The sequence below is a fragment of the Natrialba sp. SSL1 genome, from assembly GCF_001861355.1.
Classification (GTDB): Archaea; Halobacteriota; Halobacteria; order Halobacteriales; family Natrialbaceae; genus Natrialba.
Window position 1 is genome coordinate 1 of the sequence record NZ_MASN01000004.1, and the last position, 19,791, is coordinate 19,791.

At 58.4% G+C, this 19,791-nt stretch carries 17 protein-coding genes; 6 read left to right on the forward strand and 11 right to left on the reverse strand.

Translation table 11 applies throughout. The features are described 5' to 3' along the window. Window positions 1-167 precede the first annotated feature (167 nt). Complete coding sequence (locus BBD46_RS01550; RefSeq protein WP_071400010.1) at window positions 168-2,018, reverse strand: PAS domain-containing protein; 1,851 nt, start codon at window positions 2,016-2,018, stop codon at window positions 168-170. A gap of 289 nt (window positions 2,019-2,307) precedes the next feature. Between BBD46_RS01550 and BBD46_RS01555 the strand changes: the two genes are divergently transcribed. Next, window positions 2,308-2,937 carry a HalX domain-containing protein gene (locus BBD46_RS01555; protein ID WP_071400011.1) on the forward strand — a complete coding sequence of 210 codons (630 nt, stop codon included), beginning with the start codon at window positions 2,308-2,310 and terminating at the stop codon, window positions 2,935-2,937. Between the two features lie 240 nt (window positions 2,938-3,177). Here BBD46_RS01555 and BBD46_RS01560 read toward each other — a convergent pair whose 3' ends face one another. The 4 genes from BBD46_RS01560 to BBD46_RS01575 form a co-directional block, all read right to left on the reverse strand. After that, window positions 3,178-4,512, reverse strand: a complete 1,335-nt coding sequence (locus tag BBD46_RS01560; protein ID WP_071400012.1) for a DUF5305 domain-containing protein — start codon at window positions 4,510-4,512, stop codon at window positions 3,178-3,180. Window positions 4,513-4,677: 165 nt separating this feature from the next. Further along, window positions 4,678-5,832, reverse strand: a complete 1,155-nt coding sequence (locus tag BBD46_RS01565; protein ID WP_071400013.1) for a S26 family signal peptidase — start codon at window positions 5,830-5,832, stop codon at window positions 4,678-4,680. 119 nt (window positions 5,833-5,951) lie between these two features. Beyond that, entirely contained in the window at window positions 5,952-7,193 is a 1,242-nt protein-coding gene (locus BBD46_RS01570) for a CARDB domain-containing protein (protein WP_071400014.1), read from the reverse strand. Window positions 7,194-7,345: 152 nt separating this feature from the next. After that, window positions 7,346-7,867: a hypothetical protein gene (locus tag BBD46_RS01575; protein ID WP_071400015.1), complete on the reverse strand. Its 522-nt coding sequence runs from the start codon at window positions 7,865-7,867 to the stop codon at window positions 7,346-7,348. Window positions 7,868-8,348: 481 nt separating this feature from the next. Between BBD46_RS01575 and BBD46_RS01580 the strand changes: the two genes are divergently transcribed. The 4 genes from BBD46_RS01580 to BBD46_RS01595 all read left to right on the forward strand — a co-directional run bounded on the left by BBD46_RS01580 (window position 8,349) and on the right by BBD46_RS01595 (window position 11,211). Further along, entirely contained in the window at window positions 8,349-8,846 is a 498-nt protein-coding gene (locus tag BBD46_RS01580; RefSeq protein WP_071400157.1) for a DUF7344 domain-containing protein, read from the forward strand. A gap of 15 nt (window positions 8,847-8,861) precedes the next feature. Then, on the forward strand, window positions 8,862-9,683 hold the full coding sequence (locus BBD46_RS01585; protein ID WP_071400016.1) for a hypothetical protein: 822 nt from the start codon (window positions 8,862-8,864) through the stop codon (window positions 9,681-9,683). A 337-nt stretch (window positions 9,684-10,020) separates the two neighbouring features. Then, a complete protein-coding gene (locus tag BBD46_RS01590) occupies window positions 10,021-10,350 on the forward strand; it encodes a hypothetical protein (protein ID WP_071400017.1) in 330 nt (109 codons plus the stop codon). Window positions 10,351-10,584: 234 nt separating this feature from the next. Next, window positions 10,585-11,211 (forward strand): RAD55 family ATPase, encoded by a 627-nt coding sequence (locus BBD46_RS01595; RefSeq protein WP_071400018.1) that lies wholly within the window; start codon window positions 10,585-10,587, stop codon window positions 11,209-11,211. A gap of 190 nt (window positions 11,212-11,401) precedes the next feature. Here the strand turns inward: BBD46_RS01595 and BBD46_RS01600 are convergent, their stop codons facing one another. From BBD46_RS01600 to BBD46_RS01625, 6 genes are all read right to left on the reverse strand, one after another. Further along, window positions 11,402-12,187 (reverse strand): ABC transporter permease, encoded by a 786-nt coding sequence (locus tag BBD46_RS01600; RefSeq protein ID WP_071400019.1) that lies wholly within the window; start codon window positions 12,185-12,187, stop codon window positions 11,402-11,404. Then, on the reverse strand, window positions 12,184-13,026 hold the full coding sequence (locus BBD46_RS01605; RefSeq protein WP_071400020.1) for an ABC transporter permease: 843 nt from the start codon (window positions 13,024-13,026) through the stop codon (window positions 12,184-12,186). Before BBD46_RS01605 ends, BBD46_RS01600 begins: the two co-directional genes overlap by 4 nt. Next, the gene (locus BBD46_RS01610; protein ID WP_071400021.1) at window positions 13,023-14,075 is read right to left on the reverse strand and encodes an ABC transporter ATP-binding protein; all 1,053 of its coding nucleotides are present in this window, start codon (window positions 14,073-14,075) and stop codon (window positions 13,023-13,025) included. Before BBD46_RS01610 ends, BBD46_RS01605 begins: the two co-directional genes overlap by 4 nt. Before the next feature lie 26 nt (window positions 14,076-14,101). Beyond that, entirely contained in the window at window positions 14,102-15,139 is a 1,038-nt protein-coding gene (locus BBD46_RS01615) for an ABC transporter substrate-binding protein (protein ID WP_253184464.1), read from the reverse strand. Between the two features lie 252 nt (window positions 15,140-15,391). Then, the gene (locus BBD46_RS01620) at window positions 15,392-16,699 is read right to left on the reverse strand and encodes an aspartate aminotransferase family protein (RefSeq protein WP_071400023.1); all 1,308 of its coding nucleotides are present in this window, start codon (window positions 16,697-16,699) and stop codon (window positions 15,392-15,394) included. A gap of 1 nt (window position 16,700) precedes the next feature. Next, a complete protein-coding gene (locus tag BBD46_RS01625) occupies window positions 16,701-18,182 on the reverse strand; it encodes a CoA-acylating methylmalonate-semialdehyde dehydrogenase (RefSeq protein WP_071400024.1) in 1,482 nt (493 codons plus the stop codon). Between the two features lie 176 nt (window positions 18,183-18,358). Here BBD46_RS01625 and BBD46_RS01630 point away from each other — a divergent pair, with 176 nt between their 5' ends. Beyond that, a complete protein-coding gene (locus BBD46_RS01630) occupies window positions 18,359-19,705 on the forward strand; it encodes an aspartate aminotransferase family protein (protein ID WP_071400025.1) in 1,347 nt (448 codons plus the stop codon). Window positions 19,706-19,791 lie beyond the last annotated feature (86 nt).

Below are 19,791 nucleotides of genomic sequence, written 5' to 3' on the forward strand. Positions count from 1 at the left end.
ACTGGAGTGGGAGACCCTCTGGGAGAGCCGATTCGCCGCCCTCACTCATACTTCAACTCATACTCACGCCCCGTAGAGTCATCGCTCTGCGGGGCGTGTTGCATAATTGTAACTGTTCAGCGGTAGTTCTCTAGCAAAACAACTGTAGCTCCTCCCCGCGAAACCTCTTACGTCTCCAGATAATCGCTGTCAATGTCAGTTCGCAGTTCCAAACTGACTCGAGTGCCCTGTTTGTGCTCTTGGTTTTGTTCTTGGTCTTGTTCCTGCTCGCCGCAGTGATCGATCGTAAGGGTACCGCCGAGTCTAGTGATTCCCCACTTCATGATCCACAAGCCAAGGCCACTGCTGTGAGTGGTCGTCGAGATGGTTTCCTCGAGTACCGCCGTTCGGTCACGGGTGGGGATTCCGGGGCCGTTGTCAGTGATACGCAGTTCGAGACGCGACCCGTCGGAGGGTGTCGTTGTCACGTGTACTTGTGGTGGGTCGGCCTCAGTGTGTTCGATACTGTTTTCGAGGGCGTGCTTGCAGACGAGTGTGAGGAGTTGTCTGTCGGCAACGACGGTTGCGGATGGTGGCACGTCGAGCCGGAGAATCGCCTCTGGATAGGTTGCCCGTAGTTCGGTGACAACAGCCGTGAGGACGCTTTGAAGCGAGACCGATTGCATATCAAGCGGTTGTGAAAGCAGTCGGTTGACGGCTCCTGCATCGTGTGCGAGGTCGGTTAGTTCGGTTGATTGCTGTTGAATCTGTTCGGCAACCGCCTGTTCTGACTCCTCGAGCGTTGCCACCAGTTCCGTTGCATAGCCGTGGATAATCTGCATATCGTTGCGCAGATTGTGGCGGAGGATGCGATTGAGGACGTCTAAGTGTTGCTCTGTTCGTTTTTGCTCCGTGATTTCAGAGGAGACACCACAGGTCGCATACGGGGTTCCGTCGTCGTCGAACAGCGGGGTAATTCTGGTGAGATACGTTCGATAGCCAGCGCTCGAGAGGCGTTTTTCTTCGAACGTCTGTGAGGATTCCTGCTCGAGTACATGTTGATCGTGGCTACGGATTTCTGTTGCAACGTCGTCGGGGAACAGCGCTTCTGGCGGTTTGCCGGCGATGGGTTCGGTAGGGTCGATTCCGTATCGGGTTCGGTACTCCTGGTTGAGGAGGACGAACTGGCTGTCGGCATCTCGAATCCAGATTGCTGCTTCGATGCTGTCGAGGAGTCCGTGTAGTTGTGCTGTCGTCTCTTCAAGTTCGAGTTGGCGCTCTTTTTGGGCTGTAATGTTCTCGAATATAATCGTGAGCCCGTTTCCTGTCGGATAAATGTATTCGGCGTACCAGCGATCGAGCGGCTCGTAGTACTCTTCGATTCGTTTTGAGCCGCCGTTGGCCATCACGTCACGGTAGTGGTCGTAAAACGTTGTTTCGACGACTTCTGGTACGAGGTTCTGTAGTCGCTGGCCGGTCAGTTCGGACGATGGTCGCTGGAAGAACTCCTGTGCGCCTTCGTTTGCGTACGTGACTGCCCACGTCTCATCGAGAACGATGATGCCATCCGAGATTCGTTCGAGTAGTACGGCCGGATTCTGGTCTAGCTGGTGGCGCAGCTGTTGGTGCTCATATGATGTCGTCGTCGCTGCAATTTGTTCGACGAGCTGGTGGCCGGCGTCGGTACTCGATTGTGGGATGTATCCGGTCACACCAGCGGCGATTGCCTCACTTGCGAGTGCTTCGCTCCCGTCTTCCGGAAACATGATCACTGGGAGCGCTGGATAGCCGTCCCGTATCGTCGTGAGCAACTCGAGTGCGTCCAGAGTTGGTGGATTGTGATTGGTAACGACGCAGTCGACTGATGTCGTTTCGAGACGGTCGAGTGCGTCGGAGTGATTCGATTCCTGTTGGACGGTAAGAAAGACGTCTGCAACGGTACGAACGGTAGGATACGACGTCAGCGGGCGGCCAGCCCCGACCTGCAACACGGTTGCAGTTTCGGCGAGATCATGGAGTGCAGAGGGGATGCTAGTCATTGCTTGCGAGGTGAATAGCCCGAGTTTGCGAAGTGGATACTACCACTGTGTTTAGACGAATCTATTATATATTATGCGGCCAATATGTATCATTTGTTACTGAAAATAGATCGGCCAAGAGCTGCGTTGTTGTCAGAAAGAATATTTTATTGGAATGTTGTAGTCGCGTCGATTGCGGCAGTGTAACTTATACCACGACCAAATGTTGCCGCGATACGTTCCTGGATCGTCAAATCGGTCATGAGATTTATAACCTAGTGCTGCCATTCACTTGCCAGGCGCATGACCAATGACGGAACGAAATGGCTCTCCGCCGGGTGAGGTATCTGAGGTGCTCGTCGTCGACGACGAGCCACGACTTGCGGATCTCTTCGAAGGCTGGTTGGCGTCGAAGTGGTCTGTTAGCACTGCCTATAGCGGGGAAGAAGCACTCGAGAAGGTTAGTGAATCGGTCGACCTCGTCCTGCTGGATCGGCGAATGCCGGAACAGTCGGGCGATGATGTGCTCGCGACGATCCGATCACAGGGGTACGATACCCGAGTAATGATGGTGACAGCCGTCGATCCCGATTTCGATATCATCGAGATGGGGTTCGACGACTACCTCGTCAAGCCAGTCTCCAGGGATGAACTCCTCGCCAGCGTTGAGGACGTCCTCGAGCGAGCTGCCTACGAGTCGTCTGTCCGCGAGTACTACTCGCTCGTCTCGAAGCGGGCACTCCTCGAAAAGGAGAAGGCTGAGCACGAACTCAACGAAAGTACGGCGTATCAGGAGTTGATCGCGCGAATCGACGACGTCGCCGCAGAAACCGACCGAACGATCTCCCGCCTCGAGAGCCATACGGACTTTGCGGATGTCTTTCGCGATCTCGACGCCGGTTCGGATGGCGTTGGGTCTCGGTCACCTGGATCGGATTGACGCTGACCGTGATCTCAATCTTGATTTTGACTTGCTACTGTGTTGATACCGGTGTGCCTTCCAAACGAACCTGCTACTGGTACGACCCTGCTGGCGGTCCGTTGGCGTAGCGTTGGGCTTCCCTCTTGAGGCCGGGGGCTCCGCCTCGAAATTGCTGATTCTGGCGCGGATAACCCGTTCGCCCCACCAGAACGGTGCCTGTCGGCACTCGGGCACTCGGGCGCTCGGGCACTCAGGAACTCAGATTTGTTCCCAGGCGTCATCGTCGTCTGGGTCCGGAAGATCCGATTTCGAGAGTGGTGTGGAATCACGCTCGCTATCAGACGCTGGTGTCCCTGCTGTGTCAGTCTCCGCTTGGCTGCGTTGCTCCTCGCTTTCCTGTCCACGCACACTGTCCGGTGCTTCCTCGTGTCCGTGCGACGCTGCAGGCGCGTCGTCCGGGCCCGGGTCCGGGCCCGGGATTCCGGGTGAGCTATGACCGGACTGTGCGTGTGCTTGCTGGTGGTCGACTCCCCCTGAGCCAGCCTCGTCGTCGTGGTTGATCTCAACTGTTGGCCATGCCGTTTCACCCCAGCCACCGCGATCGCTGTAGTAGTAGACGACATCGTCGTTGACGACCGCAAACAGATCGCGCTGTGTATCGTGGACCACGCGTTCGTTCGTATCGATCGCGACGTCAACGACGTCTTCGAGTGTATCGAGTTCGAGGTGATGTTCACCGATCCACATCGGTATCGATCCCGTCGAGATCCACTCGTCGTAGCGTCGTTCGTGAATCCGTTGGCGAGCGTCTGAGACGTCCACGCCCGAGCGTGACGCCACGAGCGCAGCCCCGCCCAGTGAGAGTGCGGCAAGGAGTGCACCCACACCAACGGCCGCTGTATTCGGCGATTCCTGTACCTCGACCGGTGCCGTCTCGGGTGTCGTCTCCGAGATTTCGTGGCTCCCATCGAGCCAGTACGCACTTCCGGTAAGTGCCAGTGGCACCGCATCGTCGTCTGTGCCGCTGTTTGACCCCGTTTCGTACACCGTCTCCGCACTGATCGAGACCGACACGTCACCGACACCGTCGAGCGTCTCTTCCAACTCGAGTGTCCGCTCGCGAATCTCCCGAACGTCGACGGTCGTCGCCGTACGTACCTGTCCATCCTCGGCGGCTGTGGTCTCGTTGTGCAGTACCTCGCGGTCGCTCCAGAAGACTTCCCCGTCCCGCTCAGCCTCGTAGACCAGCGCCAGTTCGTGTGTAACGGTTACCTCTTCGAGTGGTTCGCCGGAATCGGTAGCCGTCGTCGCTGCCGTAATTGTCAACTCGGGCGTATCGTTGTACGTGTAGACCGGACTCGACTCGAGTGTCGTTCCACGTTCCCAGAGCCCATCCTGTACGACGGTGGCGTTGGTCGTGACATCGGTGTCGATGTGTTCTTCACCGACTTCCTGTGTTACCGTGGTCGTCGACGGCGTTGCGAGTACCCACCCGGTGAGCACGAGAAGGGCGATGCCGACGACGAGAAGCGCCACTACGAGTCGCTGTCCGTGTCTGGCAGCAACGAGGTCGAACCGCGGATTGTCGATCATCGTAGCATCCCCCTTTTCTGTTGCCGTTTCGCCGCACGACTGTGTCCCGTTTGTCCCTCGTACCGGGGACCCCTGTCACGTGCACAGTGACGTGAAATTCGTATGCATATCTACAAGTCGACACTCATAATGATACTGGTTCAATACAGCGATAGATGACGGTCGCTACCGGAATTTCCGCCGAAGGCGTGTGAGCATGGAGACGTTCGCGCCTGGGTTTCGGAGTCGCAGATCCGTCGTCCCAAAGAGGGCGACCATGATGGTAACGGTCACAGCAACGATCATGCCGTTGACCGCCGCGATCGCGACGAGCGGGTGGAGGCTATGCAGCCAGACCAGCAGTGTCGGCGGTAACACCAACAGATACCGGTGTTCCTCCACGTGGCGGGTATACTCGCCAGTTTCGTCCGGGGCGATCGCAGTGAACGTTGCTGTTTCCGAACTCCGAGGCGAGACCGTTTGCCTCTCTGGGGTTGCAGACACCGTCTCGTGGCTCACATCCCGTGTGACAACGACCGGGAGGTAACCCGAATTTTCGGTTTCGTGTTCAATCTCGACGGACTCTCCGGGTGCAGCGACCTGTGGGTTGTCACCGGGCGTCGTTGCACTTCCGACACCGAACGCAATCGTCCCCGAGGGGATTACCATCGACGCCGTTGCGAACGTGACGAAGACGAGCAAGACCAGTCCGATCGTCGTCCAGATACCGAGCATGTTCGGACGACTTCGCGACCGTCGCGTGTCTCGTTGTCCTGGCCCGACTGTCTCGAGTAGGACGCCAAATCCGAGGAGTGCGGTTCCGACACCGACGAGCAGCGCACCGGTGTTGTCGGCATCGAACGCGGCTGTGACGCCGACCGTCGCTGTGAGGGTTCCGACTGCGGTTTCGACGACCGACTGCACCCCCATGATGACTGAGCCGAGATACGGGATCGTAACGACGTCACCGTTTACCTGCAGCGCGTGGGCGACGATCTGCTCGTCGCTAACCGGTGGCTCGGCGGCGTCCTGGTCCGTGAAGGGGTTCGCATCACCGGCCGTAACGTAGCCGTCATCGGTTTCCTCGAGCACGCGATGCGTAGTGAGTTCTCCTCCGTGAAGTTCGACTGCATCGAAGACGACGACGTCGCCCTCCGCTGGCGCACCGGAGACGGCGCTTGGGACGGCGATGAAGCCGTCGCCCGCGTTCATCGTCGGCTCCATGCTTCCGGTTGCGACGTAGCCAAGCAAGATTGGCTGGCCGAGCAGTTGGCCGAGCAACAACGAAATGACAACGAGCGCCAGCACGAGGCCGAGTGCTCGTTGCAGCAGTGCTCGCATTGGTCAGTGGTCTATCGTTGGTCGTGACCGCCTGCAGATGCAGCAGGTCCTGAGTGCTCTCCTGGTCATCGAGATCATCTGCTCGTACTGCTCACCGACCGTTGTGTACTCGATACTGTTCATCGATGCGACCGAATCGACGTAATCTTTCCGGCACCACCGTACCAGACGAGAACCAGCGTCAGCGCCGTCGGCGGGACCGCTGCGGCGACCGTCGGTGCGGCGAATTCGGTAACAGAGAGCGGTGTGAGCAGGCTGCCGTCGCCCTTGCCAACCGTTACAGTCCCGGCAGGCTCGCCCGCAACTGCCAGTTCGTACGTCCCGCGTTCAGTCATGCTGAACGTGAGTTCTACCGTCGTCCGCTCGCCGGGCTCGAGTGAGACGGCCCGGTCGTCTACGACAAGTCCGCCGACCGCGAGCCCGGGCGTGAACGTCCCCGTCTCGGTCCCGGTGTTCGAAACCGTCGCGCGGACGGTTGTTTCTTCGCCGGGGTCGACTGCGTCCGACTCGAGTACCGTTTCGACGACGGTCAGTTCGGGTGCGGAATCGCTGTCTTCGCCGACGGTCACCGGCTGGGTGTACAGCAGTTCGTCCTCGTCGCCGACGCCGATCTCGAGTGGCCCTGATGCGTGGGGGTACCACTCGAACTGAACGGTGGTTGTCTCTCCGGGAGCAGCGGTCACAGAGCTGGTTTCGACGATCGTTCCGTTGATGTGCAGTGTCGATTGCTTGCTTCCAGTGGCAGCTCCCACATTTTCGTACACCGCGGTCACGAGAAGCGGTGTGCCCGGTTGGAGCTTCGTCTCTGTCCCTGTCGCTCCCGCTGTGCCGTCATCCGAAACCGTCACATCCGTTAGTGTGAGGTCGGCTCCCGATCGTGGCTCCGTCTCGTCGTCGGCCGTTTCGACAGCGATCGTAAACGCCTCCGCATCGTACTCGTCTGCAGGGCCCGACGTATCGGCAAGCACGCCGACGGACACCGACTCGCCCGACTCGAGTACCACCGGATTCGACGTCGTAATCGGTGTCCGGGTGGCACTCTCGTAGAACGTCAGCGCGTCGCTCTCGAGGACGACTTCCTCGATGGAGTCATCGTGTGCGGTGATTGCAAACAGCTCGTCGACCATCGTCACCGCCTCGTCGTTGAGCTGTGTGAGCTCCAACTCGAGTTCGCCTGTCTCTGCCCCGTCGGTGTCGTCGGTGACCGTCGCGTAGGGACTGGTCGACTCGAGTGAGAGTGAGCCATCAGCGAGGGATTCAGTTTGGGGACCGGCTGCTGGTTCGCCTGCCACCGAAACGGCCACCGTCGGCACTGTGATGCAGAGTGCGAGTAGACAGACGAGGAGGAGTTTGCCGTTCATTTCCGGTTCGAGTGTGGTGTGGCCGATTTCGGTTGGTGTGGCGTACTAGACGGCAGTCAGGACCAATCTCGATTGGTCCGCTCGCTACTGCGTTCGAACAAATCGGTAGACACGTCGCTGCCCGCTATCCCGAGGGTAGATCCGACGGGTTATCAGTTGTCCTCTGCAGTCGTCGCTACAATCGTTATGGAGTCTGGAATATCGTCTTCTCCGGTATCTCCGGTCAGATCGAATTCGACAGCCAGCGTGGCTTGGTGCTCGTCCTCGTCGTCCTCCGTACCGAGGTCGATAGCGGAATCAGACGAGTCGCGAGTGAACGACATTGCTTTGTCCACATCTCCAATAAGATTCTCTTCACTTTCGTCTTCAATCGTGACCGTTACCGGCTCCGTTCCGTTGTTTGTAATCTCCAATGCGTCTTCGAACGTCGTGGTTGCGTCAGCGTTGAGGTTATCGAGATCGAACTCGATGACATCCTCGTCCGCCTCTCCGTCACCGGCGAGCGTGTCACTTAGAATCTCGAGCCCCAACAGCGCACCACCGTCTCCCGTGGTTTCGATGTCGACAGATCGGTCCGCTTCGACCGTGTCAAACGCTCCCGTTCCAAGTGCTGCGCCGCCGCCCGCAACAATCGTACCCAGCCCAATCAGTGTGGTTCGTCGATTAACTTTCATGATGTGTCCCTTTCCTGCACGATCGACCCTGCAACCGACTGTCGTCGCGCAGTTCGTACCTCATACTCTATGACTCCACCTACTTTGTATTCAGCAGCCAGAACTTCTTCTGACCGGGCAATACCGTCGTTCAAGCACACTCTGAAGCCCGCTCGATCCCGTTAGATGGTGATATTCGGTAAAGGTTATGTGTTGCCGCTCACAAGATATAGGCAACCTGTCCGTTCTTATGTCTCCCCAATCCGGATCCACTGTTGAACACGTCTCCGACTCGAGTACGGAGCAGACTCACTCGAGTCAGTCGACAGCTGCTGGTTCCGGACAGGCGACTGATACTGACAACGGACACCGACCGGACGGGTCTGGTGAATCGGTACCGGCATCGGCGTCGGCATCGACAAACAACCAGCAGACAAGCACTGCAGACACTTCTGGCCAGGGGGACGCAGCGACGCACGACCAGTCGCTCGATCAGGGCACGATCTTCGATCTGCTGAGTAATCACCGGCGTCGCTACGTGATCCACTACTGCAAACAGGAGGAGCGCCCGGTCGAACTCGGTGAACTCGCAGAGCAGGTTGCCGCCTGGGAACTGGATACGGAGATCGAGGCGCTCACCTCGGCAGAGCGAAAGCGGATCTACACCTCGCTTCAGCAGACGCACCTGCCAACGCTTGAACGAGCAGGGATGGTGCGATTCGACGACCGCACAATCGAACTCACGGAGGAGGCCAGCACGCTCGAGATTTACCTCGATATCGTTCCTGGCGATTCGGTTCCGTGGGGGCTGTACTACAGTGGTCTCTCGGCTATCGCGACGGTTGTAATGGCCGGCCTCTGGCTCGGCTTGCTTCCGACGGAAACCGTGTCAGCACTCGGCTGGTCGACGCTCGTGGTCGCGCTGTTCGTCGGCTCTGCTGCCGTTCACGTCGTACAGAATCGCCGGATGCGTCTCGGCGATGTCGAACGCCCGCCGTAAACTGGGAGACAACTCATGCGCACGATCACACTACTCGGCGTTGCCCTCGTCCTCATCGGGACGGTGTTGCTCGCCGGTCCGGCGTTCGGATTCGCCACGATCAGCGCAGACCGCGGTGTGATGGTCCAGACGGCCGGCGACGACGAGGGACTGCTCGAAATTACGGACACCTCTGAACAGACTACAGTCACTCCCGAGAGCGATGCAGACCTCTTTCAGGTAACGGATACAACGAACCAGGTTGACGATGTCACCGTCGAGTCGGTCTCTCTTGGAGGCGTCGAGACGGCCGGGCTTGACGTGACCACTGAGCAGACCGACGACAACGTCTACGCAGTTAGCGTTGCCTGTGACGAATCCGATACAGAGACAGACGCTCCCATTTCCGTGATACTCGAGGCCAGTGGTGACGTTCACATCGTCGCCGACCGCACGACGGAGCACGGCGTTTCACTCGAGTGCGGTGATGACGGTGAGGAAGAAACGTACGAGGATGAGGTTGACTCGAACGACGACATCGAGATTGACGACGATGGTTCGTTTGAGGACGATGTCGATATCGGTGGCGGTGGAAGTATCGATGCAGGTGGCGATCTCACCTTTGAAGAGTCGACCGAACTTCGGGGCGATATTAGCGCGGACGGCGACATCATGTTTGAAGGCGATGTCGACATCACTGGTGGTGCAAGCATCGAGGCAGGTGGCACTATCCACTTCAAGGCCGGTGCTGACATCAATGGTGGCGTGCACGCCGGTGAGGACGTCATTTTCGACGAAACCCCTGATACGTCGGGCGGTTCAAGTATCACGGCCGATGGCGAAGTGATCGGTACATAATCAACTCAAGTAGACGCTGCCGCAGACGGTCTGAATACCACCCCCCTTCAGATTAGACACCCACCCATGTATTTTGTTTCCACACCAGGATCGTTCCAAATCGGTTCAAGGCGCTCCTGAAGCCGTTCGGTCCAGGGCTGGCTTCTGGTAATGCTCGATATAAGGACTTTCACACCACTCAACACAAAATGGGTTGTAGTAGACGAGGAGACAGGTAAGCATTGAAACAACGGGCAACTCGAGTACCCTGCTCGCGATCGAGATCCGCGACAACGACGCAACCGACAGCGATACCGCGGAAATCGCGCTTACGGACGAGGCACTCGAGTCCGATGGGTTGAACCTCGATGCGGAGACGACGTTCGAGGGGATGATTGCACTCAGTAACCAGGGTTCGGAGACGGTCCAACTCGGTGGCGTGTCACAGGAGTTGGGGGACGAGATCGAACTTTGGTTTGAGCCACAAACTGAGCCGCAAGCGTCACTGGGCGACGATCATTTCGAAGGGACCGTCGCAGATTCGAATATCGCTGACGGAGAGCTCGCAAATCCACACTATCAGCTGGCACCCGGCGAGACGACGGTCTACGACCTCATCGTTCCGACCGAGGAGACGCCATCGTCGCTCAGCGAGGAGGTAACGCTCAGTGTGACGTCGTTCGACTAGCCAGTAACGTTCTTCTCTTCTAAGAGAAACCGCGTTAGCTCTCCAATCCCGTCGCGTTCAAATACAACTATAGCGAACGGTAAATACCGTCAACGTCCGCTGAGGACGCTGTGTCTGACAATTCGAAGGTCTTCACAAAGATTATATTTGCGTCCCACAACGGTACGACTGACTTTCGCACAACTGCATTGCGATCGGTGACGACAGTCGAAATCATCGGAGGTACGCATCATTATGTATGATTTCGCGGACGTCCAGACGAACGCGACAATCGCTCCCGGGACAAACATCCTCGTGACGGGACCGCCACTCACCGGGAAGCGACGACTCGCGCTTGACGTTCTCGCACAGGGGGCCGACCGGGGGGATGGATCGATCATCGTAACGACGAAAGACAATGCCGACACCATGCGGTCCGGATTTCGCGACCGAATCCAGACATCGGACCCGCCGGTCGGCATTGTTGACTGCGTTTCGAGCCAGCAACAGGCCAGCGTGCCTGAAGACGACTCACAGGTCTCGTACGTTTCCTCACCTGTCGATATGACGGGCATCGGGATTACGGTTTCAGAGTTCTTACAGGAGTTCTACCAGAACCGAGGACTCACTGAAAACCGGGTCATGTTACACTCAATTTCGACGCTGTTGATGTACTCGGACCTCGAGACCGTGTTTCGGTTCTTGCACGTCTTCACTGGTCGGATTCAGAGCGCTGACGGACTCGGCATCTATCTCATCGATTCCGCGGCACACGACGAGCAGACGGTCAATACTCTCAAACAACTGTTCGATGGTGTTGTCGAAGTCTCCGCAGAAGACGACACCGAGACGGCCGTCACGACCAGCGGGCTCGCACTGTAGGGCCGTCCCGTCGACGCCGCTTGGTTGTTCTCTTCCCATCGTCCGTGGTCGACACGACACTCGCGAACCTGTTGCTGACACTTGCGGAGGAAGACACCAAAATCCTGCTTGAGCCACTGCCACAGTCTACGACGCTGACACCTACCCTCGTCAGGCGTTTCAGAAGTCGTAATGAACCGGCTGGACACGGTCAGGTCGACCGTGTCACGGCACCGCTGATGAGCGCTCCGAGTACCATGATTGCGATGAGGAGCGTCGAGAGGGCACTTATTTCCGGACTCAGGCCCGCTCGAAGCATCGTGTAGATGATGACAGGGACTGTCGTTGCGTCAGGTGCGATCAGGAACTGTGTCGCGGTGAACTCGCCGAAGGAGACGACGAACGAGATAACCATCGCTGAGATGACTGTTGGGGAGATTACCGGGAGCGTGATATTGAGTGACGTCTCGAGGCCGTTTGCCCCCAGTACACGCGACGCTTCACGAAGGTCGTCATCAAACGTCACTAATCTCGATCGAACGATCAGGAACACGTACGGAAGCGTCAGGATGCTATGTCCGATGATCAGGGTTGGGTAGCCACTCGGCAGGTCTGCTTGCGATGAAAATTGGATGATGGCGAGTCCGGTAATGACTGGCGAGATCATCAGCGGAAGGAGCATCAGCGTTGCAAGTTCCTCGCGGTAGGATATCTCGCTTCGAACGAAGCCGATCGCTGCTACCGTGCCAACGATACCAGAGAGGATCGCAGCACACGTTGCGACGAGGAAGCTCGTCACGAGTGCCTGCATGAGTTCTGTGTTCGACAGCATTTCGCTGTACCAGTACAGGGTGACATCCCCGTCGGGAATCGTCGGGAAGCTTTCTGGTGTCAGCGAGGTGAGGACGATCATCACGATCGGCACCAACAGCAGCGAGAGTACGATGACCGCGACGAGCCATGCGGCGAACTGCTCGGCGACTTTGTAGAGCTTCATATGTTCTCGAACACCTCGCCGAGATTGACGTACGAGTTGAACACCGCGATCAACGCGAGCAAGATGATCGTATAGATCACCGATAGCGCTGCTGCAAGTTCGATGTTGAACAGTTCCGTATAGGACCGTTCGATCATATTTGCGATCATGAAGTTCTCGGAGCTACCGAGTACGGCGGGTGCCAGGAACGATCCGGATGAGAGGATAAAGACAATTAGGCCCGCTGCGACGATACCCGAGAGACTCAACGGAAACACGACTGAGTAGACGGTTCGCAACGACCCTGCACCCAGAACCCGTGAGGCGTGGATATGATCCCGATCTATTGCGTTCATCGAGTTGTAGATTGGGAGAATAGCAAACGGCAGGTATGCGATCGTCATCCCGAGGATGACGCCTCTCGTTGAGAAGAGGAAGCCGAAATCGGTCCCGAAGAGATCGACGAACGGCCCGGTTGGTGAGAAAAACAGCTGAATACCGAGATAGCGGATAATATAGGCGATCCACAACGGTAGGACAACGAGGATGAGAAAGAGGTTCTTCATACTCGTCCAAAATACGACGAAGTACGAGAAGGCGTACGCGAGCGCGAGCGTCACGATTGTCGTTGCGATCCCGTAGTAGAACGATCGAACGATCGTCCAGAGATAGAGTCCCGAGAGTGCCTGTTGATATGCAGACAACGGCTCACCCGTGCCAATCCCGAGACTCTGCCAGACGAGTACAAGAATCGGAAGCACGAAAAAGAGTGCAAGCCATCCCAGTCCAAACGCGACGAGGTGTCGTGGTGTGACTCGTTCACGGACTGACGTCGGGACGGGAAGATTTCTGAATATCATAGAACGATTACGTCCTCCGGATCGAACCCAACAGTCGTTTGTTCACCGACCGAGAGGTCGGGGAAGCGCTCGGCTTCGACGAGTACTGGCGTTCCGTCCTCAAGTTCTAGTTCGATCTCGCTGTGGCTGCCGACATCTGCGATGTGGGAGACGGTCGCGTCGAACTCGTTCTGGAAGGTACTACTCGTATCGATGACAACGTCTTCCGGTCGAACGTAGAGTGTGACGTCTGCTCCGTCTGTATTTGGACTCGTATCCGGTATGGATTCGGGATCGACGGCAAACGTGAGCGATCCGTTCTGGATGACCGACGGCTTTGTATCGTCCGGTTGACCCGTAAATCGTGACGACTTTCCGACGAACTCGGCGACGAAGCGGTTTTTGGGATGCTCGTAGAGGGATTCAGGTGTTCCCTCCTGTTCCTTTTGGCCGTTGTTGAGGACAATGATCTGATTCGAAAGCGAGAGCGCCTCTTGCTGGTCGTGGGTGACGAACAACGTCGTCACGTTGATCTCCCGCTGAATCTGTTTAATTTCGTTCCTTATCTGCTCTCGAAGAACGCGGTCTAATCCCGTCAGCGGCTCGTCGAGTAGCAGAATGTCCGGTTCGTATGCGAGTGCACGTGCGATCGACACACGTCGCTGCTGCCCGCCGCTCAGTTCCGTCGTCTTGTGATCTTCGTAGCCGGACATCTCGACAAGATCCAGATACTCCGATACACGGGTGTCAACCTCATCGTCCAATCCGTGCATTTTCAGTCCGTAGGCGAGGTTCTCCTTGACAGTCATGTGGGGGAACAGTGCGCTACTCTGGAACACCATCCCAATGTTGCGCTGGTCAGGTGGCAAGTTCGTCACGTCCTCGCCACGGAGTGTAATCGTCCCTTCAGTTGGTTCGATGAGACCGGCGATAGTGCGAAGCGTGGTACTCTTCCCACAGCCACTCGGCCCGAGGAGTGTGGCAAAATCGCCTTCTTCAATCGAAAACGAGAGATCCTCGACTGCGAGGTGGTCGCCATAGTACTTCGTGAGGTTGGTTATCTCTAGCATTATTAATCCAATAGGAGGTGAACGTGTTACTTGATTTCGTCGAACGTCTCCTGCCAATCGTCAATCACTGGATCCACAACGGACCAGTCAACCCATGCCAGATCGTCAGGATCACTCACGTAATCCGGAAGATCGGTAATCACATCGGGCGTATCGACGACGGGAACCGGATAGCCGAGCATATCGGAAATATCGACGAGGTTGTCCCGTTCGTACGCGAAGTCCAGGAGTTCGTAGACGGTCTCTTTCTTTTCGCTCGCTGCCGGAATCGCGTAGTCCTCAGTGATGGTTGCGGCCCCTTCGTCAGGAATAACGTACTCGATGTGTTCGTAGCCGTCCTGTTGCAGTGCCCGGGTCCGACCGCCCCATGCCTCAGATACCATTGCGTTTTCTTCACGAAGGTACTGCATCGCCTCAGCACCAGCACCCCAGAGGCTGAACGCGTTTTCGTGTTGCTCCTCTATTTCTGCGACAACATCGTCGAATAACCCGTCATCGTCTGGGATCTGGTTGACATCTTCTCCAATCGAGAGTGCTGCGTTCGTAAACCGACTCGCAGCGTCGTCTCGCAGGGCGAGTGACTCGTCGAACTGATCATCTTTGATATCATCCCAAGTTGCCATCTCTTGGTCAACGTCCTCAGTGTTGACGGAGTACCCCTGCGTGAGTGCGTCTCTGAAGAACGCATCTCCATCTATGTAAGGCATATCTTGCCAGTCCTCCATCATGTTCTCTTCGTAGTTTGGCACTTCCCCGTAGTCGACATCTGCCAGCAAATCTTCCTGTCTGGCAAGGTGAATACCGTACGATGACGGCAGGAACAGATCGACCTCGCCCTCGTTTTGCTGCAAGTACGAAATAAACTCGACGTCACCGCCGGCAGACTCGTGTCGTACCTCGACCCCTGATTCCTCGCTCCACTGCTCGAATATCTCCGCCGCTGAGTCTTGCGTGTTGCCACCCCAGCCGAGATACCGAATGTAGTCATCGTCACCACCGAGACAGCCCGCAAGACCGATTGTGGTTGCAACTCCTGTCGTTGCAAGGAATGACCTACGATTCACACACCGTCCAGTGTTTGTGCTATCTTCCCGCATATTTTCCTATGTTATTTGCTACCACATATTCTTTACTACTGTCTCACTACTGGTAATAGCTAATATACTACACTCTGGAGGCTAAAGCGGCCAACCTCACATCTCTCGATTCTTTCGTGGCTGAAAGCGCGAACAAGTATCAGCAAAACATCGCCCAAACAACTGTCCTTCACTCTATCGGCCTTGGCCACAGTCGCTCGTTGCTTTTTTGAGCCTTTGTCAGGCAATCGACTCGAGTGCCCGGTCGAACGCCGTCGCAATCTGGTCGAGATCCGACTCGGTCATCGGCGTCGAGAGGTTCCCCATTCCGCGCGGTGCGATGAAGACGCCTTCGCGGCGCAGTTCGTGGAAGAGCTGTGCTGCCGCTGGGTCGCCAGCCGCCGACGACGCGAGGTCGTGGACCTGGTCGTCGGTGAAGTGGATCTGAAACAGTGATCCTTCTCCCGTGATCGTGATCGGCTGGTCGGCATCGTCACCGATCTCCTGGAGCCGTGTGCGAAGGTCGGCCCCCTGCTGGTTCAGCGTCTCGATGGCGTCCGCGTTCAGCTCTCGAAGGGTTGCGACACCGCCGGCCATCGTTGCCGGATTCGCGTTGAACGTCCCGGAGTGATCGACGGAGCCCGTTTCGGGGTGGAACTGCGCCATCAGGTCGGCGCGGCCGCCGACGGCACCGACCGGGAGCCCGCCGCCGATCAGTTTCCCGAACGCGGTCAGATCCGGCTCGATCCCACGGCGCTGCTGTGCGCCGCCGGGGGCGAGTCGGAACGACATTACCTCGTCGAAGACGAGCGGCGTGTCGGTTTCGGCGGTGAGGTCCCGTGCCGTTTGCAGGAACTCGTCGGTCGCCGGGATCATGCCGCCGACGCCGAGGATCGGTTCGAGGATGAGACACGCGAGTTCGTCCCCGACGGCTTCGAACGTCGCTTTCAGTTGGTCAGTGTCGTTGTACGAGACCGTCTGGACTCGTTGTTCGGCGGTCCGTGGAATCCCTGTGTGTTCTCGTCCCTCGTCTGCGACGCCGACTTCGACGACATCGTGTGTTCCGTGGTAGCCGCCGGTGATCTTACAGACGCGTTCGTTTTGGGTCCAGGCCATCGCAGCGCGAATTGCGTTCATCGTCGCTTCGGTGCCCGAATTACAGAACCGAACCTGCTCGACCGACGGGACGCGGTCGACGAGCAACTCCGCGAGTTCGACCGCTGGCTCCGTCGGTGCTGCAACGCCGTTCCCCGCTCGGAACCTGGTGCAGACATCGTCGACGACCGGCTCTGGCGCGTGACCGAGCACGCTCTGGGTGTAGTTGTTGAGCACGTCGAGGAGCGTCTCTCCGTCGACCGTCTCGAGTTGCGCGCCGTGTGCGGATTCGACGTACGACGGGTACGGCCGGTAGTACGTCACCGAGCGCGTATCGCCGCCGGGCATCACGTCTCGCGCTCGCTCGGCGAGCTCCCGGGAGCGCGGCGTCGACTCGACGTACGACTGTTCGAGTTCGTCGGACAGCGCCGTTTCCTCAGCAGGCGTCGTCATATTAGGCGTCGGGCCAGCGTTCGATGTAGATCGCCTTGTCCGTGTAGAACTGGATCATGTCCTCGCCCTGGGCGTGCAGGTCGCCGAAGAACGAGTCCTTCCAGCCGCCGAAGTGGAAGAAGGCCATCGGGGCCGACGTGCCGACGTTGACGCCGATGTTCCCGATTTCGGCCTGATGGCGGAACTTCTGGGCGTCTGCGCCGCTGCCGGTGAACAGGCTCGCGGCGTTTCCGAACTGGCTCGCGTTCATGCGCTCGATTGCGGCGTCGACCGACTCGACGGCGTCGAGTGCGAGCACCGGGCCGAAGATTTCCTCCTGGGAGATGACCATGTCCTCGGTGACATCCCCGAAGACGGTTGGGCCGACGAAGTTCCCCTCGTCGTAGCCGTCGACGCTGACGTCTCGCCCGTCGTGGAGCACCGTTGCCCCTTCCTCGATCCCGGTCTGGATGTAGTTGCGAACCGTCGTCTCGTGCTCTTCGCTGATGAGCGAGCCGATATCCGTTCCGTCGTCCAGTCCGTAGCCGACCGTCTGTGCCTCGGCTTCCGCGACGACCAGGTCGGCGAACTCGTCGTACACCGACTCTTCGACGAGCACGACGTCGTTCGCGAGACAGCGCTCGCCGGCACAGGCGCAGGCCGAGGAGACCGTCTTCTCGGCGGCGAACTCGAGATCAGCCGTTTCGGTCACGACGATGTGGTTCTTCGCGCCACCCTGGGCCTGGACGCGCTTGCCGTTCGCGGCCGCCCGCTCGTAGACGAGCTTCGCGATCGGCGTGGAGCCGACGAACGAGATACCCTCGATTCCGTCGTGGTCGATCAGCGCGTTGACGGTGTCCTTGCCGCCGTTGACGAGCTGGACGACGCCGTCCGGGAAGCCGGCCTCGTCGATGAGTTCGAAGAGCTTCTGGGTGACGAGCGGATCCTGCTCGCTCGGCTTGAGAATGAAACTGTTTCCGGTCGCGACCGCGTAGGGAAGGAACCACAGCGGAATCATACCGGGGAAGTTGAACGGCGTAATCGCGGCGAACGTGCCGAGTGGTTTTCTGACTGCACTCTCGTCGATTTCGGGCGCGGCGTTCAGCAGCGTGCCGCTCTGCATCATCGACGGAATCCCACAGGCGACCTCGACGTTCTCGATGCCGCGACGGAGTTCGCCGCGCGCTTCTGCTCGCGTTTTCCCGTGGTCCTGGACGAGAATCTCCGCGAGTTCCTCGATGTTCTCCTCGAGGAGGGTCTTCAGTTCGAACAGCGGCTGAATTCGCTCCTCGACGGGACGGCCTGACCAGTCTTCGAACGCGTCGTTTGCTGTTCGAACGGCGTCGTCCACGTCGTCCGTCGAACTGAACGGAACTCGTCCCAGCTCCTCACCGGTTGCCGGGTCCGTCGTTACCAGTTCCTCGCCGCTTTCGGGCGTTACCCACTCACCGCCGACGTAGTTTCGAACCGTATCTGCCTCTCCTAACGAGTCGAGTTCGACCATAGAGGACATACCGCAAGGGCCGAAATAAATGCTTCGGAGAATGGGGAAATATTTCCAAATAGTGGTTCACCACTCGAATAGAGTTCTTCAATATGGGTTCTAATCAGGAATTATAGCTCGAATGTTTCTCTGACGGGAAAGATTAATGTCTGCTGCTTTCGTACCCTTGCGAAAGAATGACAGGCGACGATACTGCAACGACTGCAGGCGACGACCGAACCGACGTCGAACGTCTCGACAAGGAGTACGTCTTCGGCACGTGGTCCTACCAGAGCGAGGTCGATCCGACGGAAGTCGTCGGCGGCGACGGCGTCCGCTTCCAGGATGCACACGGCAACGAGTGGATCGACTTTTCGGGCCAACTCATGTGCTCGAACCTCGGCCACTCCGCAGACGGCGTTGCCGACGCGATCGCGGAGCAGGCCCACGAGGGTGCATACTTCGCGCCCGGCTTCGCGACCGAAGCGCGCGCGAAACTCGGCGAGAAGCTCGCCGAGGTAACGCCAGGGAACCTCTCGAAGACGTTCTTCTCGACCAGCGGCACCGAGGCCGTCGAAGCCGCGATCAAGATCGCGCGGATGTACACGGGCAAACAGAAGATTATCTCGCGCTATCGTTCCTACCACGGCGCGACCGCCGGCTCGATCAGCGTCACGGGCGACCCACGGCGACTCGCCGGCGAACCTGGCATCCCCGGAACGATCAAAGCACCCGACCCCTACGCCTACGGCTCGACGCTCGACCCGATGGAGAGTCTCGAGTACATCGACGAGATGTTGATGCTCGAGGGTGACTCCGTTGCGGCGATCCTCGTCGAGCCGATCGTCGGCTCGAACGGAATCCTCGTCCCGCCGGAGGAGTACCTGCCGCGACTCAAGGAAATCGCCCACGAGCACGACGCGCTGCTCATCTGCGACGAAGTGATGGCCGGCTTCGGCCGCACCGGCGAGTGGTTCGGCTGTGACGTCTTTGATGTCCAGCCGGACATCATGACGATGGCCAAGGGGCTCTCCGGCGCGTACGCGCCGCTCGGCGCGACGATCGTGACGCCCGAAATCGCGGACCACTTCGAGGACGAACTGTTCTGTCACGGTCACACGTACGCCGGCCATCCGGTCGCCTGCGCGGCCGGACTCGCCGCAATCGAGACGTACCAGGAGGAGAACCTCATCGAGCACGCGAACGAGGTCGGTTCCTATCTCGGCGACCGACTCGAGGAGCTCGCCGAAGCGCACCCGAGCGTCGGCGACACTCGCGGCGTCGGGCTCTTCCGTGGCATCGAACTCACACGTGATCCGGACGAGCGTGTTCCGTTCGGCACCCGTGACGACAAAATTTCGAAGGGGTCGACTGTCGTCGACGAGGTCGCGGCCGCCGCGTCCGACGGCGGCGTCTACGTCGCGAACATGATCAACACGCTGATCATCGCGCCGCCGCTGACGATCACCGAGGACGATATCGATGAGGCGGTCTCGGTCCTCGATAACGCGCTCGAGGTGTCTGACGCAGCCATGGACGGGTAACCCATCGACCGTGGATTGCGGGTGGGTATTGTCGTCGGGACACACCACCCGTCGCAAGTAATGACATTTAACTACAACCTCACCAA

Excerpts from the sequence above, each read along its gene's own strand:
- BBD46_RS01595 (WP_071400018.1), top strand. The coding sequence starts at position 10,585 with ATGTATGATTTCGCGGACGTCCAGACGAACGCGACAATCGCTCCCGGG.
- BBD46_RS01555 (WP_071400011.1), top strand. The coding sequence starts at position 2,308 with ATGACGGAACGAAATGGCTCTCCGCCGGGTGAGGTATCTGAGGTGCTC.
- BBD46_RS01620 (WP_071400023.1), bottom strand. The coding sequence starts at position 16,699 with ATGACGACGCCTGCTGAGGAAACGGCGCTGTCCGACGAACTCGAACAG.
- BBD46_RS01560 (WP_071400012.1), bottom strand. The coding sequence starts at position 4,512 with ATGATCGACAATCCGCGGTTCGACCTCGTTGCTGCCAGACACGGACAG.
- BBD46_RS01625 (WP_071400024.1), bottom strand. The coding sequence starts at position 18,182 with ATGGTCGAACTCGACTCGTTAGGAGAGGCAGATACGGTTCGAAACTAC.
- BBD46_RS01600 (WP_071400019.1), bottom strand. The coding sequence starts at position 12,187 with ATGAAGCTCTACAAAGTCGCCGAGCAGTTCGCCGCATGGCTCGTCGCG.
- BBD46_RS01585 (WP_071400016.1), top strand. The coding sequence starts at position 8,862 with ATGCGCACGATCACACTACTCGGCGTTGCCCTCGTCCTCATCGGGACG.
- BBD46_RS01550 (WP_071400010.1), bottom strand. The coding sequence starts at position 2,018 with ATGACTAGCATCCCCTCTGCACTCCATGATCTCGCCGAAACTGCAACC.
- BBD46_RS01565 (WP_071400013.1), bottom strand. The coding sequence starts at position 5,832 with ATGCGAGCACTGCTGCAACGAGCACTCGGCCTCGTGCTGGCGCTCGTT.
- BBD46_RS01570 (WP_071400014.1), bottom strand. The coding sequence starts at position 7,193 with ATGAACGGCAAACTCCTCCTCGTCTGTCTACTCGCACTCTGCATCACA.
- BBD46_RS01630 (WP_071400025.1), top strand. The coding sequence starts at position 18,359 with ATGACAGGCGACGATACTGCAACGACTGCAGGCGACGACCGAACCGAC.
- BBD46_RS01605 (WP_071400020.1), bottom strand. The coding sequence starts at position 13,026 with ATGATATTCAGAAATCTTCCCGTCCCGACGTCAGTCCGTGAACGAGTC.
- BBD46_RS01610 (WP_071400021.1), bottom strand. The coding sequence starts at position 14,075 with ATGCTAGAGATAACCAACCTCACGAAGTACTATGGCGACCACCTCGCA.
- BBD46_RS01575 (WP_071400015.1), bottom strand. The coding sequence starts at position 7,867 with ATGAAAGTTAATCGACGAACCACACTGATTGGGCTGGGTACGATTGTT.